Source organism: Bacillus sp. (in: firmicutes), from assembly GCA_017656295.1.
Lineage (GTDB): Bacteria > Bacillota > Bacilli > Bacillales > JACDOC01 > JACDOC01.
Window position 1 is genome coordinate 17,847 of sequence record JACDOC010000024.1, and the last position, 16,421, is coordinate 34,267.

A 16,421-nucleotide genomic window follows, 5' to 3' on the forward strand; every position below is an offset into this window, starting at 1 on the left:
ATATTTTATTGATTCAAATCCATATTTGGATCGAGAGCATCTCTTAATCCATCACCTACGACGTTAAAAGCAAAAACAATGAGCATGATTGCAATTCCTGGTACAATCGTCATATGTGGAGAAGTCCACATAAAATTTTGTCCTTGGGCAATCATCGCTCCCCATTCAGGAGTCGGTGGCTGTGCACCTAATCCTAAATAGCTAAGAGCTGATGTCGACAAAATTGCCGTTGCCATTCTCATGGTGGCAAATACAATAATCGGAGCTAAACAGTTAGGAAGAATATGTTTGACTAAGATTCGTAGATCACTAGCTCCCAATGATTTCATCGCTTGAATATACTCCTGTTTTTTGATACTTAACACAGAGCCTCTTACAATACGAGCACAAGTTGGAATGGACCAAATACTGATCGCAATAGCTACATTCAATAAGCTTGTTCCAAGAATTGCTATAATAAGCATTGCAAGCAAAATTCCGGGAAAGGCAAAAAGTAAATCTACCACTCTCATAATCAATCCATCGAGTCTTTGGTAATATCCTGAAAGTAAACCAAGGATTACGCCTCCAATAAGGCCAAGACTGACAGCTGTAATCCCAACAACTAAGGAAATTCTAGCCCCATATACGATTCTGCTCCACATATCTCTTCCTAGATTATCTGTTCCAAGCCAATGTCCTTCAGAGAAGACCGGAAGTTCACTCGATGATAAATCCTGCTGTACTGGGTCATAAGCCGTAATAAATGGTGCAGCAATAGCAAGAAAAATTTGAATAGTGATAATTACGAGTCCTATAACAGCTAGCTTATTTTTCAATAACCTCTTCGCCGTTGTAATAAGATACTTTTCTTTCGTTTTTGACTGAACAGAACTTGTGACGTTTTTATTTGTAACCACTTCAGCTGACAATGAACTTCCCCCTTTCCTCATTAGTCATAGCTGATTCTTGGATCGATAAAGACATAAATGATATCAACAATTAGATTGACTAATACAAAAAGAGTGGCAACTAATAATACGGAACCCTGTACCATTGGAAAATCTCTTGCTGCGATGGCATCGATCATGAGGCGTCCTATTCCGTTGATAGCAAATACCTGTTCTGTAATAATCGTTCCACCTAATAAAAATCCAAAATTTAACCCGATTACTGTAATGATAGGAATCATAGCGTTTTTAAGAGCATGAATCCCAATAATTGACTTTTCTTTTAAACCTTTTGCTCTTGCTGTACGTATGTAATCGGCTCGAATGACTTCAAGCATGGAAGAGCGGCTCATCCTTGCAATCATGGCTGCAGATCCTGTTCCTAAAGTAATAGCTGGTAAAATCAGTTGTTTCATTCCTTCTAACGTCCAAAATGGTGCGTCTAATCCACCAACCGGAAGAACTTGCAAATTAACTGCAAAGACGAGAATCAAGATCGTTCCGAGCCAAAAATTTGGAATAGAAATTCCGGCTAAAGCGAAAACTGTACTCGTCACATCTAACCAAGAATTTTGTTTTAGAGCGGAAATAATACCAGCCATAACCCCAATCACGACTGCTACAATCATACTGGCTATCGCCAAGTTAAGAGTGTTCGGGAACCTTATAGCAATGGCCTCAGCAACAGACTGTTTTGTTTGGTAGGAGTAGCCCAAATCCCCTTGCAAGGTCCCCTTCAAGTAGTTCCAATACTGAACCAAAAAGGGATCATTAAGACCTAAATTTTCTCTAATAGCAGCAATGTCTGATTCTGTTGCAGTTGGTCCACCAATAATTGCTGCTGGATCACCTGGAGCAATATGCATGCTAGCAAATACGAGAAAAGAAATCCCAATGAGCAAAAGAATAAGCTGGATAAACCGCCGTACAATCAGGGCAATCATGACAAAATAAACAACCTCCTTTAAATTAAAATAATCACCATTCAAGACTTCGTTTGTTAACCAAATGTTAAAAATACCTTAACAAACGGAACTAAAAATTTGTTATTACCGATTATATCGGATGACAAAAGAAAAATCTATAAATTTTTCAAAAATTTTATATATTATTAATAATCAATAATATCACTTTCATAATTAGTAAGACGTTGCTTCATCCCACTACCACTGTAAAGGGGTTGGCATGTTTATTTGATTTAGAAGACAAATCCCTTTCTATTCATCTACAATCAAAAATGATTATTTTTACAAAGCTTAAAAAGCACAAAAAAAAAGAGCTTATCAATATGGTTAAGCTCTTCTCCTATAGTTTAAGGCCATTTCTACTTTTAAATCGCCTTAATAAAATATGACTTTCTACTCTTGTAATTCCTTCTAAGGAGTAAAGTTCATTATTTACAAATTTCTCTAATGCAGCAAAATCTTCTACTAGTACGTGCATATGTAACGTACTTGGTCCTGTCATTTGATAACAGCTTGCAACACTCGGATTATCAGCTAACGTTTGAGCTACCTTTACTAAATAAGCGGGTTCACAATCAACTTCAAAGAAGGCAGATACTTTTTTTCCAAACTTTTCAGAGTTGATAACAACACTAAAACGTTCAATTACACCACTCTCGATTAGTTGATTCACACGCTCACGCACCGATACACGAGATAGATTTAAGCGCTTTCCAATTTCCGCATAAGAAAGACGGCCATTTTCTGTTAACAATTGCAATATTTTACGATCAATTTCATCAATTTTCATTTCTACTCCTCCATTTTGCCCGTCTCCTAATTTCACAAGTAAATTCATTATACCTATATTCAAGATAGGTGAAAAGTCCGGATCAGAATTTTACAAAAATTCTTTAAAAAATATATATTATTCCTATTATCTTTTAAATACTGCGCATTAAGTATCAGACGTTATATTTTTTTAGATTCTACTCCAATATATTTAATCAAAAGTGATTATTAGCAGATAAAGTTATTTTAAAACCTAAGTATCTTCAAAAAACGAGCCCGATTATAGAATTTACAATTAGCTTATCTTAACTAGTAATATGAAATAATTTCTTTTATTTCAAAATTTTAATATAGATGTGTTACCATTGATATTGAATTAACATTATTTTCAGGGGAGGTTACTGATGAAATTAAAAATCGATTGATCATAGGGTTTATCGGTTGTTTACTTCTTTTTGTCTTTGGAATTACCCGTATGTTAAATGATTCATTAAGCAATGGTTCTCTTATTTTTGCCCTTATATCTGTAATCGGTTCACCTATTGCAGCAATCGCTATAGCAATAAACTACAAGAGACTTAGTAACTGAATAAACGATCCTCATCAGCATTACCCAAAAATGTAAAAAAGGACATAATCCATATTACAGGTTTGCGCCTGTTTGTTAAATTTTAAAGTTATTCAAACTAGGATAACGATATGATTCACTTACGGTTGACACGAAAAATCAGTTTCTATTTCTAAACCTTTTTCAGCTTTAGCATTTTTATATCTTCATTACATTTTCTTTAATAACTAATTCCGACTTTTGTTTTTTAATTATGATTACAAATAAACTCGCCAATAAGCAAAAGATTCCCGCTAAAAAGAATGCCCATGTGTAAGAATTAAATATCTTATAGATAAGACCTCCACCGTATGCGGCGACTGCTGCACCTGCTTGGTGAGACGCAAAAATCCACCCGTAAATAATCCCACTTTTCTCTATTCCAAAGACTTGTCTTGAAATACTGATCGTTGGGGGCACAGTCGCAATCCAATCTAAACCGTAAAAGACAGAGAAGATCACTAGTAGGATGATAGAGCCTTCTTTTAGCGCATAAGTGAGTAATACTAGAGAAGCTCCTCTTAGACCGTAATACCAAAACAACAACCACCGGTTATCGAGTCGGTCTGATAACCATCCAGATATAGTTGTTCCAATTAAATCAAAGATTCCCATAAATGAAAGCAAAGAAGCTGCTGTTACAACAGGTATTCCGTAGCTAATACAGTAAGAAACAAAATGCGTCCCAATTAAACCACTCGTTGAAAGCCCACAAATAAAAAAACTACCCGCTAACAGCCAAAATTCCTTCACTTTTACAGCCTCAAATAAAGACTGGAACGCGATAACAATCGGATTTTTCTTTTGAACTACAGTAGTCTCTTTTGGTTCTTCCTCAAGGCCATATGGAAAAATACCAACTTCCCTCGGACTATTTTTCATAAATAATAGAATGATAACCAGCATGATAATACTAAGTAACAGAATTAAGCCAATCGCCCAGCGCCATGAATAATTTTCAATAACAATGGCTAAGACCGGTAGTAAGATTAACTGACCAGTCGCCGTACTGGCTGTCAATATTCCGACTGCAAGCCCTCTTCTTTTCTCAAACCAACGATTCGCTACATAGGGACTTAATACCGTTAAAAATAGTCCTGAACCTAGTCCGATAATAATGCCCCAAATGAGAATGAGATGCCACGATTGCTGCATGAAAAAGGTAAGTACAATTCCTGTCAATAAAGTGACCATAGCAGCCATCATCATTTTCTTTAATCCAAACGCTTCAATTAATGCCGCCATAAACGGACCTGATATTCCATATAGAAACAAACTTATGGCAAAGGCCAAAGAAATAACAGAACGATCCCAGCCAAACTCATTTTCAAACGGTACGATAAATACCCCAGAGGATGACCTAACAATTCCAGCTACAATAATAGAAAAAAATGTAATGATTAAAATAATCCAACTATAATGAATACGATTCATACGCTCACTCACTATCTTCAAAATTTAACAAAATTATTATAATAAAATAATCAGACAAAGAAAATTTTGCTAACTCTTTGTTTTTAATTTAAATTATCCCAAGTAATCATCTAAACTTAGCTAGAGTGTGTTCTTTATCTACTTTTCTTTTAGCTTGATATCTCCCTACACTTCAAACAATTAAGGTAAATGAATATCTTTTTCCATCTTTTTACCATTAGCTTTAGCATTAAGAAAAATCATATGACCTATAAACGCAAAAATGATGATAAATAATATCAAAATAGATACGAGTTTATTTACTTCAAATGAAGTCATTACTTGAATTCCGATATATAATCCTACTCCCCAAATGATGATTCCTGAAACCTTATTTAACCGTCTTAACCATGTTCCCTGTGTATCAATTCTCCCAATTACATAACCAGCAACAGCTAACCCTAAAAACCATAACCAGGATACAAAAATACAGGCTAAGCTGAAAGCTAACTTTTGCGGTCCCTCATAATTTAATGAACTTGTACCAATAACACCAATCGTATCTAAAATAGCGTGAGGATTTAGTAAAGAAACAGACATAGCAAACAGTATTTGTTGCTTTATTGTCATTTGGCGGTGATTATTATCTGTTGATGAAGGATCACTGTTCCAAATGCTCCAACCCATATAAAGTAAAAATAAGAAACCGATTATAAAAATTCCTAGTTTTAGCCAAGCAAATGTAAGAACAACCACAGAAACTCCTAAAACAGCTAAAGAAATAAGTAACGTGTCACATAATGATGCAACTAATACGACGGGTACAGTCCTGATAAAAGGCTTTAGTGTTGCCCCCTGGTTAAATACAAAAACATTTTGGGCACCTAATGGTAAAATAAGCCCAAAAGCTAATAGTACTCCATGTACAATAGGCTCCAGCATATAATCACCTTTTAAATGTTTTTTTATAAAGTTGAATTTGAAGATATTATAGATTAGGAACTGGGGAACTTTCTACAGATTTATTACCTACTAAACAAAATGTTTTTGGCGATAATTTCTCTCTTTAAATAGTCTTCTATTATGGTTTTCTTTCAGTTACCATTAATGCATCATCATATCTGTACGTACTGAATGAACCTCTCCTATCTACACTTCGCTTAGAGGTGGGAGACTTTTCGGTAAACATGTTAAAACAATTAATTCTGAATATAAAGGATTTCAAACCATATTATAGGAAATAACAGTAAACAATTCCCAAAGGAGGATGTTTTAATGAGCGAATCTTTAATCAATGGAATCCACTACTTTAGAATTCCTGTTATTGATTTAGGTGAATCCGTAAAGTGGTATACGGAATGCTTAGGTTTCAAATTAAGACATAATAGAGGCGACTTAGCTGTTTTGGAGTTAAAGACGGGTCCATTGTTAGTTTTGGTTCAAGCAGATAAAGATTCCCGCGGGCATTTTACTATAAATGACCAACCTGAATTTTCAGTAGGGTTCACGACTTCAGAAATCGAAAAATTACATAAACATTTATCTGATCACGGTATAGAAGTTGATGAAATACAAATGGATAATGGACATCACTTTTTTTACTTTTATGACCCAACTGGTAACAAGCTTCAAGTCCATAATTAAAAAATTATATTTATAAAAGGTTAACTACTGTAGGATACTTCTGCAGTTTTTTTGTGTTTAGAAACTTCATCCCTATTTATAAGTAATCCGGATGGTGAATGCACTTTTATTAACGATACCGGCAATGGGAAATATTCTGCTCCTTCTTGGACTATTTTTCTACATTTATTCTGTGTTAGGAACAATTCTGTTTGCTAAGGTGTCAAAAGAATATTTGGGGTCACTAGACTTAAGTTTACTAACGTTGTTCCAAGTGGTGACATTGGAATCATGGGCTAGCGGTGGAATGAGACCGATTTTTGAGGAAATTCCATGGTCTTGGCTGTATTTTGTCACCTTTATCTTGTTTGGTACTTTTATTATTTTTAACTTGTTCGTCGGAGTTATTGTCAATAATGTTGAAAAAGCACATGACATGAATGATGAAACAGATGCTAAAAAAACAACATCTCCAGAGGAAGAATCAGCTGCTTTACGAAACGAAATTCCGAATTAAAACGGTTGATTGTAAAGATGCAAAGGTCGGATCCCTTACAAAATAGGAATCAAGCTAGTGGTGACTACCACTAGCTTTTTGTATACCGTGGTTGGCTTTATTAATTGGAAGGTCTTTTTTATTAATGTTCTTGATTTTATGGTTCGTACTCTCTGCTTTTGGTTTTATAAGGTGTTAAAAGTATTATAAAATATGAGCTTCCCAAGTTTTTATGGTCTTCGCTATTTTATGAAAAGTAATCACTAATAATAATAATAAATCATTGTTAGAGAGATTAAGGAGAACCGTATCATAAGTAAATGAGGTTTGTGCCAAAGCTTGATAATCGATTACATAAGAATTTAAAGATGCCCCACATTAGACGTTGAAATAAGTTACTTGTATCCCCAGGCTTACTAACTTAGTCTTGGTTTTTCTGAAAATCTGCAGCCTTATTGATCATGTGATCATCCCCATCTCATTTCCATTTTGTACTGTTTTACGAAAACTCAGTAAAAATAGGCCTTTCTATCAGTAACAATACCCAATTATCATACATATTTTGTTGGGGAGAGTACTCGAAGTATTGTCAGATTTATCTGTTAAACAATTGTTTTTCAGAGGATATTCGCTCTGTTTCCCTTTTCGTGTTGCTGGCAACCCTTATGAATTTAAATACGGAGGTATGAAAATGAATAATTTCCATAGGGAACTTCAAATGTTGAATGTTGGTGATTTCCAGGCGAGTGAGGCAGTTCCTTGGAACCAAAACTATTATATTGATTCGGCTCGACAATGCGGTGGTTTTGGTCGTTGCTTTTTTAGTTGCTTTTTTAGTTGCTTTTTTTGCTTTAACTGCTCTAATTGTTTTCGTTGCGGCGGTCGTTGCGGTGATCGATGTGGTGGTCGTTGCGGTGATCGCTGCGGTGGTCGTTGTGGCAATCGCTGCGGTGGTTAATCATTCCAGTTTTCTAAAGAAAACCTTATTGCCTAAGAAGCCCCTGCATGAGTTGTTGCAGGGGCTCTTCTCTTTAAGTTTAGACATAACAGACAAAATGCGGTTCATAGGATGATAGTGAAAGTAATTGATGCAGATTCGAGAACAGCTTACAGGTAAGGAGGAGCAGAATGACAAATTTGACCCCTTCTATGCGTCTGAAAGTGAAAAGGGATACGTTTTTTCTCCCTGATTCAAACAGCGGTGTGTATATTCGAAACAACTTAAGTTCGTTCCGTATGAAAGGCAGTATGATCGATAAGTGGATTGAAAAACTGATACCGATGTTCAATGGGGAGTACACGTTGGGGGATTTGACAGACGGATTGCCGGGACCATATCGGGATCGGGTGTATGAAATTGCAGAAGTGCTGTACCGAAACGGGTTTGTTAGGGACGTGAGCCAAGACCGTCCGCATCAATTAGCGGATCAGATTCTTAAAAAGTATGCTTCTCAAATTGAATTTTTGGACAGTTTCGGTGATTCGGGCGCGTACCGTTTTCAAGCCTATCGTCAGGCCAAAGTGTTGGCGATCGGCTCTGGCCCTTTTTTTATCTCGTTGGTTTTTGCGTTGATTGAATCTGGATTGTCCAAGTTTCACGTGTTGGTTACGGAAACTGTGCCGACTAATCGGCAGCGGATAGTGGAACTGGTGTTACATGCCCGTAAAACGGACCCCGAGGTAGTGATAGAAGAGGTCACACTGCAGAAGGAGGGGGAACGTTCTTGGCGGCAGATTGTGCAGCCGTTTGATTCAATTTTGTATGTGTCGCAGGATCGCGATGTAGAGGAACTACGACTTCTTCATACGGTTTGTAGAGAAGAGAAGAAGATGTTCCTCCCCGCCATATGTCTGAAGCAGGTGGGACTGGCAGGTCCGCTAGTCTCCCCAGACTCTGAAGGATGTTGGGAGTCTGCATGGCGCTGCCTGCACCAATCCGCGCTTAGCAAAGATCAGCCATTAGACACTTTCTCTTCAACAGCAGGAGCGATGCTGGCCAATGTGATTGTGTTTGAATTGTTTAAAAAGGTTACCGGAGTGATCGAATCGGAACAAAAGAATCAATTCTTCCTGCTTGATTTGGATACATTGGAAGGAAACTGGCATTCGTTCATGCCTCATCCGTTGGTGACTGGACGTGTGACAGCCGAATGGGTTCAAGATTTCGATTTGCGGCTCGAACAGAGAGCAAGCCGAGGTGAACCGAGCGAATTGTTTCTTTACTTTAGCCAGTTGACATCGGAGAAATCGGGGATTTTCCATATTTGGGAGGAAGGGAATTTAAAGCAGCTGCCGTTAGCCCAGTGCCGCGTTCAGACAATTGACCCGTTATCGGAGGGACCGGCTGAGCTGTTGCCAAGTATTGTATGTACAGGTCTGACACATCAGGAGGCACGTCGAGAAGCCGGCCTGGCCGGAATTGAAGCGTATGTGTCGCGAATGATCAGTGAGCTCGTTACGGTTCTACCTCCACAACAGCGTACTATGGTAGAACCCCAGGAATTTATTGGTGTTGGAGCGGGTGAAACGTTTGCGGAAGGTGTTTGCCGTGGGTTACAAAAATATTTGGCTGAGGAACTTAGTAAGCAACAGATCGCTCAGAAGAATCCTGTCTCTCGGGTGCAGTTGAGTACGGTAGAAGATGAGCGCTGCCGGTTTTATTTGCAAGCACTGACAACAATGCAGGGAGCACCAATAATCGGCTTAGGAGAGAAAGTGGCCGGCTTCCCTGTGGTATGGGTTGGAACGAATGGTCGCTGGTATGGTAGTGTAGGTTTGAATATAACATTGGCGTTACAGAAAGCGCTACAACAGGCACTTATGAAAGCACAAAACGAAGTGGATTGTCTCACGATACAAGCTTTGGAGGTTTCATCCGTACCTTTGGAAAAAAAGGTGCCGCTAAGCCTTTTAATCCCTACGTGTGAAGAGACGACACAATCTGAGGTCTTACAGTCCGCAATGCAGGTGTTGGAACGGAACCACAAGCGGCTCTTGGTCTTTGAACTAGCGCTGGAACCATTTTTGAGAAAGGAATTGGCAGGAGTGTTTGGTGTATTGGTGCGAGAGGAGGAATCCCGGTGAGTGCTACAGTGGTGGTTGTCGGAGAAGGGTTATTGGCTGATTTTGTGTGCGAAAAACTGCCTACCCAATACCAGGTAGTTCGTCGAACCGATTTCGAGGCAGGCGTACCGGAAGCAACCGATTTGGTTCTAGTATTGCACGATGGCTGGAATCCATCGGTTCATAAAAAAGCGGAAGAGGTGTTACGACCAATCGGTATCCCTTGGCTGCGAGGCTTTGTTTCATTTGGTGAGGGGGTGATTGGTCCACTGGTAAGCCCGGGTACGCCGGGGTGCTCCCAGTGTGCAGACACGCGTCTACTAATGGCAGGACGCGACCGTAAAGAGATGTGGGAGATGCAACAGAAGCTGGCGAAGCAAGGAGGAATATCGTGTGACGCGTGGGTATCTCGCACGGGACTTTTGCAGGTGGCTTACCTGCTAGCGGAGGAGGCACAGAGGATCTTACAAGGCAGCTTGCCCCGCTCGGAAGGACGGGTGTTTTTGCTCAACCTAAAAACACTGGAGAACTCATGCCACTTTATTCTACCCGATTCGTTGTGTGCAGTCTGTAGTCCTTTACCTGACGATTCATCGACAGCAGCCCAAATTTCACTGAAACCAAGTCCAAAAATCAGCCCCGATAGTTACCGTTGCCGTACGATGGACGATCTCAATAAAGTTCTGCGTAAAGACTATCTAGATCACCGGACCGGATTTTTGAATGGTAAAATATATGAATTCGCGACGCCGTTTGCTGATGTCATCGTAAACCTACCTTTGTTCACGGCAGATGAGGGAGTAGCAGGCCGGACTCATTCATATGCGGTAAGCGAGTTAACTGCCATTTTGGAAGGCTTGGAGCGGTCCTGCGGTATCGCCCCCCGTGGAAAACGGACAGTGGTGCATGATAGTTTCCGTAATCTGAGAGATCAAGCTCTCAATCCTGTCAAAGTAGGGGTACACGCGAAGGAACAGTATGAACAGCCCGGTTTTCCATTTAAACCGTTTCATCCTGATCGCCCAATGAATTGGGTATGGGGCTATTCGTTTTTACAAGAGCGTCCGATTCTGGTTCCAGAGTTGCTTGCCTATTACAGCTTGGGCTGCGGGCAGGGGTTTGTCTATGAAACGTCCAACGGATGCGCGTTAGGCGGGAGTTTGGAGGAGGCTATTTTCTACGGTATTTTGGAAGTGGTGGAACGTGATTCGTTCCTGATGACTTGGTACGCGCAGCTGTCTCTCCCGCGTCTTGACCCTTATTCTGCTAACGATCAAGAATTGCAGTTGATGGTCGACCGTGTAAGGGCGGTGGCGGGATATGATCTGCATTTGTTTAACTCGACGATGGAGCATGGAATTCCAAGCGTTTGGGCGTTAGCGAAAAATAGGAAGCAAAAGGGATTGAATATCATTTGTGCGGCTGGAGCTCATCCAGACCCGGTACGGGCGGTGAAAAGTGCGGTTCACGAGTTGGCTGGTATGATGCTGACGCTTGACGAGAAATTAGAAGCCAACCAGGAGGAGTATGTGCGAATGTTACAAGATTCTTCCCTTGTCCAGAAGATGGATGATCATGGAATGCTGTACGGTTTACCACAAGCGGAAGAGCGCCTACAGTTTTTGCTGGATGATAGTCGTCCGTTGCGAACGTTTCACGAGGAATTTAAGTGGAAGGCGAGACATACAGACCTGACCGATGATCTACAGGACATTCTTCAGGTATTTCGTGGATTGAACCTTGATGTGATTGTGGTGGACCAGACCACATCGGAAACCTTAAGAAACGGATTGTATTGTGTGAAAGTGCTGATTCCGGGGATGTTGCCGATGACATTTGGACATCACCTTACTCGATTAATAGGGCTGGAAAGGGTGTTGAAGGTACCAATGGAACTCGGGTATGCGAAACAACCACTGACACTTGAACAGCTCAATCCATATCCGCATCCGTTTCCATAAGTGGAGACTAGGAGGTACGAGGATGAGTCTTGAAGCATTTCTACACAATCTACATTTTGACATTGAGAAGGCAAGCCCACCGGACTGGGAAGTGGATTGGAAAGATGCACCGCTTGCGTATAAGCTCTATCGCGGTTTGCCTGTAGTTCCTCTTTCTCTGGAAGTACCAATGACGCTTGAAGGACGAAAAGTTCCCGCAACGCCTGACCTTCGTGAAATCGGTCATTTTCTCTGGTATGTATACGGTCTCACTCAATTTTGTCAGTCAGTCTTTCCTTTGGATTCGACAGAACAAGAGGCCGACCTCATGCAGTCATATCGACGATTTGTTCCTTCCGGCGGGGCGTTATATCCAAACGAATTGTACGTATATCTAAAGATAGAGGATTTGCCTGCTGGAGTGTACCATTATGATGTAGCGCATCATCGCTTGGTATTGTTACGAGAAGGGAAATTCGATTCATATATTGCCCGTGCTCTCGGTAATCGCTGTGACGTGTCTGCTTGTTTCGGTACTGTGTTTGTGTCGACTATGTTTTGGAAAAATTTCTTTAAATACAATAACTTTGCCTACCGTCTGCAAGGACTGGATGCTGGTGTGCTGATTGGACAGTTACTAGAAGTGGCAAAACGGTTCGGCTTTGCATCGGGGGTGTACTTCCAATTTCTTGATCGGGCCATCAACCATCTCCTTGGGCTATCCGAACAGGAAGAGAGCGTGTATACGGTTATTCCGCTATCGGTGGAACCTACAGTCTTGTTTACGAACAGGAGTAATATAGACGAGATTGTTTCTTCCGACGAATTATGCCAAGAGTTGACAGCAATTCATTGTAATCACTATGTCCGGTCACGGAGGATTATCGACTATCCGATGTTAACTAAAATGAATGAAGCATCCATACTGGAATCAACGCGATCGTTTCGACAGATCAAGGCGAAGGAAAGGATGAATAGTGAAGGTGAATCGGTGGCTCTACCTCACGTGAAGCGGCTATCTTATGATTTGGCGTCGGTCTGTCGAATACGATATTCACCGGACATGGATTTCGTTTTGGGAAAGGTAAGTCAACTGCAATTGGCCGCACTACTTCAGGAGGCAACGGCTTCCTTCTCGTATCGAAATGATTTGGATGAAGCACATAAGATGCATGAGTCCCGTGTCTCATTGTATGGCTGTTTGTATAATATTGAAGGTATTCCGAATGGTGCATATCATTATGATAGCGCTGCCCATACATTACGACAGATACATCTCGGAGATCATCGACTCCAGTTACAATACGGAATGTCTGGACATAATGTGAATTTGTTCCAAGTACCGCTCTGCCTACATGTAGCAGGGGACAAGGATCACTTCATAACGGAACTGGGATATAGAGGTTATCGTATCCAACAGATGGAAGCTGGAATGCTCGTGCAACGGTTATTGTTAGCGGCGGCAGCCCTCGGGCTGGGGGGGCACCCACTCCTAGGGTTTGATGCGAACTTATGTGATGCGATTTACAAAATGGGTTCACAAGGAAAAACCACCCTAATCCAAATTCCGATCGGTCCATATCGACCTCGCGCTTGGTTGAAGGGAAGTTTGCATAGCTAAGTAAGAAGAAGAATGAAAGCATTGGTTCTGCTATGAGTAAATGTGTTATTCAGCTTTCACCGTTAAAAATTAGCCCTAAACTTTAATGGATTGAATGAATCCACTTCCTGTCCTACCACCTTAGGATAAACAATAGAGGCTATAAGTCTAGTAAAGAACAGTAAATTGTTGGATTTATTAAATAATACGTATATGACCAAAGAGTTAGTTTAGCAAGAGTTTCTATGTGCTATATAAACAAAAATAAAAGAAAAAACCTTGATATATCAAGGTTTTTTTCGCTTGTGTATAAGTATGGAGCATACCGGGCTCGAACCGGTGACCTCTACGCTGCCAGCGTAGCGCTCTCCCAACTGAGCTAATGCCCCATGGATAAATATTGATATATCAATATTTTGACCAACAATTGAAACATTTTGACCTTCTTACAGGAATTTTTCAGAAATTTTAATGTAATGTAGTCTGTCTGTATTGTATAGCGTTGTGTTAGGATATGTCAAGAGTGTTAGTATCGAGACAAGAGAGGTCTTGCATATAGCAAGACCTAAAGATTACAAATTGATTGAATTATTATAAACCTTAATCAAATTTTTTTTTATAATAGCCCTCATTGCTTCAATACTGTAAATATCGTCTTTCTGTGTATCATCCTATGACAGTTAGCACAAACAGGAACTAAGTCTGTTTCAGTGTTAATTTCCACTTCTTCTTTAATCGTGCTTAGCGGTTTTACATGATGAACCTCAATAAAATCTTTTCCCCGCTCACCATAAAACTTCTTAAAATTGAATCCACAAGCGACACAGTTTAAACAAAAAATTTCAATACATTTTTACGATTAGTTCCATCTCTTTCATATTTTCTACCATAATAATTTATAGGAGTCCCCTCAACTCTAGTTCATATATCTCTACTTCCTCAGATTCTTTATCTTGAAGCAAAAATAATACCTCACTATGTCTTCATAGGAAGCTATGTACTATTAAATAAATTTTTCCTTTCGATCAAGAGATAAATAAAAGGAGAAAAGTCCTCACTACGGCTTCTATCCTGTCAAAGCGAAATAAGCGATTTTTATAATTTTATTGATTATAGGTAAGACCATCAATATTTGAAAAAGGTTGATATATCAAAGTTTCTCCAAATCTTAAATATGATAGGTTATACCGAATAAATCGAATGGCACCATTTCGGCACGAAACTTGGCACTAATTATGGCACCAGAAAAAAGTCCTCTAAAGGTTGAGGTGATAAGCTTTCTAAGCACATTAAAAGTACTGGAGAGCTTAATAAATAGATTCTACTAATAACCGTAACGAAATACTTGAATATCTTATTGGATTAATTCGACATGAGAAATATCACATTGAAAGAGAATCAAAATATGTTTCTGAATTAGCTGATTTAGTTATTAGCGAATTACAACATATAAAGAATTTAGCACAAGATACGAGAGCCGGCCACATTGCCAGACCTAATATGAATAAAATTTTTTATACGTTACAACAAATATCTGATAAATATCAATAGTTAACATTTTTTATCTCTTATTATTAAAAGCGCTTTTAGTAAGAAGATCTAATACTTTCCCACCTGGTTTTAAACTAATTGCCGTATATCTATGAGCAAGTGCAACAGGGATTACAGCATTTTCGTATAAATCAAACTCAAACTCTCGTATAATGTTTAAAGCTTTATTCAACTGTTTATAATTATTTAAATTTGATTTTTCTTGAATAAAAGAGTCTCTTTTTATTGATGATTTATCTGGAAAGGGATATATTAAATTAAAAACAAAAGTTCGATTTGTAGATGTCTTATAAACGATGTCTTGACCATAATAAGTTTCATATCCATATCCATTTTTCGCCTTTTCACGACCAGGACTAATATATTTATATCTAAAATCGTCACTAACTGCAAATATTCTATTTTTAGGAATATATTTATCTATTAACTTCATGTATTCAACTACTTGTCCAGTCTTTTGAATGCCCATTATAAAAGCTTCTTCGTAATTTTTTTCTCGTAAAGTATTATTAATATCATGAATAAATTTCAATATTGTTGCGTGTAACCATGCTGGTGGACCAAATATAGCTAAAGGACCGTCCACTATAAAAGCTATTTTTCCTATCACACTAAGGGAGCCAGTTTCATACAGACATCTAATATAATGAATTGGTATTAAATGCTCGACTACTTGCATAAACCTTGATAAAGCTGTTGTATTGGATTGATATTCATATACCTCTTCCCATAATCGCAAGCAATCAGAAGGAAATATAGGTTCTTTACATTTAGGGCAGGTTTGTTGTTCCTCAATATTTAATACTTCTATTTTCTTTTCATCACAATTTTCATTAGGACATTTGTGTATATATAATTTGTCAGGATCATTTGTCCCAAGTTGATCATCCTTGTCACCTACTGGTCGTCTAGATGCTAAATGAAATAAGGTAGTTCTTAGACTAGTATTTGGGTCATTATCATCAATTCGGTATTCATATAATCTCTTATCAACCTCAGCTCTAAAGCTATCTCTAACAGAATTAAACCCCTCTAAAATTACATTTGCGCTTGGAAGAGGAAAAGGAATTGAATCATTGTTTTCTTGAAGTTTTGCCACTGCAAAGGGATTCACAAATTTGTTGTTACTAGTCCGTAATGATCTAAACTGTGAAAGATTTATTAGTAGACTCCCGATTTTTACATAGCCAATTTTTGTACTTGGGAGAAATTCATCAATACTAGCCTCATATAAACTTCCATCAACAGCTACTATACTCTCAGGTAATTCTTCATGATTAATATCTACTTCTTTAAAGTGAGTTGCTAATCTTTCAGCTTCCTCTAAACTAGGTTCAGTTAACGTTTGACATCTAGCAAGAAAGTTATGCACATCTGGACTTTTTATCAAATTAGAATGCGATGACTTATCTGCATACTGATTTTCGTAAGGCATAAAATCACTCCATCTTAGAAATTATCAT

General features: G+C 38.8%; 12 protein-coding genes, 1 tRNA gene and 1 pseudogene. 6 read left to right on the forward strand and 8 right to left on the reverse strand.

What is annotated here, in order from left to right; translation table 11 throughout:
* Positions 1-5: 5 nt before the first annotated feature.
* The 5 genes from H0Z31_14205 to H0Z31_14225 form a co-directional block, all read right to left on the reverse strand.
* Positions 6-932: an ABC transporter permease gene (locus H0Z31_14205; GenBank protein ID MBO8178583.1), complete on the reverse strand. Its 927-nt coding sequence runs from the start codon at positions 930-932 to the stop codon at positions 6-8.
* A complete protein-coding gene (locus H0Z31_14210) occupies positions 932-1,873 on the reverse strand; it encodes an ABC transporter permease (protein ID MBO8178584.1) in 942 nt (313 codons plus the stop codon). Before H0Z31_14210 ends, H0Z31_14205 begins: the two co-directional genes overlap by 1 nt.
* A gap of 361 nt (positions 1,874-2,234) precedes the next feature.
* Positions 2,235-2,684, reverse strand: a complete 450-nt coding sequence (locus tag H0Z31_14215) for an Lrp/AsnC family transcriptional regulator (protein ID MBO8178585.1) — start codon at positions 2,682-2,684, stop codon at positions 2,235-2,237.
* 747 nt (positions 2,685-3,431) lie between these two features.
* The gene (locus H0Z31_14220) at positions 3,432-4,706 is read right to left on the reverse strand and encodes an MFS transporter (protein ID MBO8178586.1); all 1,275 of its coding nucleotides are present in this window, start codon (positions 4,704-4,706) and stop codon (positions 3,432-3,434) included.
* A 180-nt stretch (positions 4,707-4,886) separates the two neighbouring features.
* On the reverse strand, positions 4,887-5,627 hold the full coding sequence (locus tag H0Z31_14225) for an amino acid transporter (GenBank protein ID MBO8178587.1): 741 nt from the start codon (positions 5,625-5,627) through the stop codon (positions 4,887-4,889).
* Positions 5,628-5,960: 333 nt separating this feature from the next.
* Between H0Z31_14225 and H0Z31_14230 the strand changes: the two genes are divergently transcribed.
* From H0Z31_14230 to H0Z31_14255, 6 genes are all read left to right on the forward strand, one after another.
* Entirely contained in the window at positions 5,961-6,329 is a 369-nt protein-coding gene (locus H0Z31_14230; GenBank protein MBO8178588.1) for a VOC family protein, read from the forward strand.
* Positions 6,330-6,420: 91 nt separating this feature from the next.
* On the forward strand, positions 6,421-6,825 hold the full coding sequence (locus H0Z31_14235) for an ion transporter (GenBank protein MBO8178589.1): 405 nt from the start codon (positions 6,421-6,423) through the stop codon (positions 6,823-6,825).
* Positions 6,826-7,489: 664 nt separating this feature from the next.
* On the forward strand, positions 7,490-7,762 hold the full coding sequence (locus tag H0Z31_14240; GenBank protein MBO8178590.1) for a heterocycloanthracin/sonorensin family bacteriocin: 273 nt from the start codon (positions 7,490-7,492) through the stop codon (positions 7,760-7,762).
* A 170-nt stretch (positions 7,763-7,932) separates the two neighbouring features.
* Positions 7,933-9,888 carry a putative thiazole-containing bacteriocin maturation protein gene (locus H0Z31_14245; GenBank protein MBO8178591.1) on the forward strand — a complete coding sequence of 652 codons (1,956 nt, stop codon included), beginning with the start codon at positions 7,933-7,935 and terminating at the stop codon, positions 9,886-9,888.
* A complete protein-coding gene (locus H0Z31_14250; protein MBO8178592.1) occupies positions 9,885-11,828 on the forward strand; it encodes a TOMM precursor leader peptide-binding protein in 1,944 nt (647 codons plus the stop codon). Before H0Z31_14245 ends, H0Z31_14250 begins: the two co-directional genes overlap by 4 nt.
* A 22-nt stretch (positions 11,829-11,850) precedes the next feature.
* Positions 11,851-13,428 carry a SagB family peptide dehydrogenase gene (locus tag H0Z31_14255; protein MBO8178593.1) on the forward strand — a complete coding sequence of 526 codons (1,578 nt, stop codon included), beginning with the start codon at positions 11,851-11,853 and terminating at the stop codon, positions 13,426-13,428.
* Positions 13,429-13,723: 295 nt separating this feature from the next.
* Here the strand turns inward: H0Z31_14255 and H0Z31_14260 are convergent.
* The 3 genes and pseudogenes from H0Z31_14260 to H0Z31_14270 form a co-directional block, all read right to left on the reverse strand.
* A tRNA-Ala gene (locus H0Z31_14260) sits at positions 13,724-13,796 on the reverse strand.
* A 183-nt stretch (positions 13,797-13,979) separates the two neighbouring features.
* Positions 13,980-14,307, reverse strand: a pseudogene (locus tag H0Z31_14265) (HNH endonuclease).
* Between the two features lie 661 nt (positions 14,308-14,968).
* Positions 14,969-16,393: a DNA double-strand break repair nuclease NurA gene (locus tag H0Z31_14270; protein ID MBO8178594.1), complete on the reverse strand. Its 1,425-nt coding sequence runs from the start codon at positions 16,391-16,393 to the stop codon at positions 14,969-14,971.
* Between the last annotated feature and the right edge of the window lie 28 nt (positions 16,394-16,421).

Bases quoted from the DNA above. Each gene is read 5' to 3' on its own strand.
- H0Z31_14210 (MBO8178584.1), bottom strand. From the start codon at position 1,873: ATGATTGCCCTGATTGTACGGCGGTTTATCCAGCTTATTCTTTTGCTC.
- H0Z31_14220 (MBO8178586.1), bottom strand. From the start codon at position 4,706: ATGAATCGTATTCATTATAGTTGGATTATTTTAATCATTACATTTTTT.
- H0Z31_14205 (MBO8178583.1), bottom strand. From the start codon at position 932: ATGAGGAAAGGGGGAAGTTCATTGTCAGCTGAAGTGGTTACAAATAAA.
- H0Z31_14215 (MBO8178585.1), bottom strand. From the start codon at position 2,684: ATGAAAATTGATGAAATTGATCGTAAAATATTGCAATTGTTAACAGAA.
- H0Z31_14255 (MBO8178593.1), top strand. From the start codon at position 11,851: ATGAGTCTTGAAGCATTTCTACACAATCTACATTTTGACATTGAGAAG.
- H0Z31_14235 (MBO8178589.1), top strand. From the start codon at position 6,421: ATGGTGAATGCACTTTTATTAACGATACCGGCAATGGGAAATATTCTG.
- H0Z31_14240 (MBO8178590.1), top strand. From the start codon at position 7,490: ATGAAAATGAATAATTTCCATAGGGAACTTCAAATGTTGAATGTTGGT.
- H0Z31_14225 (MBO8178587.1), bottom strand. From the start codon at position 5,627: ATGCTGGAGCCTATTGTACATGGAGTACTATTAGCTTTTGGGCTTATT.
- H0Z31_14245 (MBO8178591.1), top strand. From the start codon at position 7,933: ATGACAAATTTGACCCCTTCTATGCGTCTGAAAGTGAAAAGGGATACG.
- H0Z31_14230 (MBO8178588.1), top strand. From the start codon at position 5,961: ATGAGCGAATCTTTAATCAATGGAATCCACTACTTTAGAATTCCTGTT.
- H0Z31_14270 (MBO8178594.1), bottom strand. From the start codon at position 16,393: ATGCCTTACGAAAATCAGTATGCAGATAAGTCATCGCATTCTAATTTG.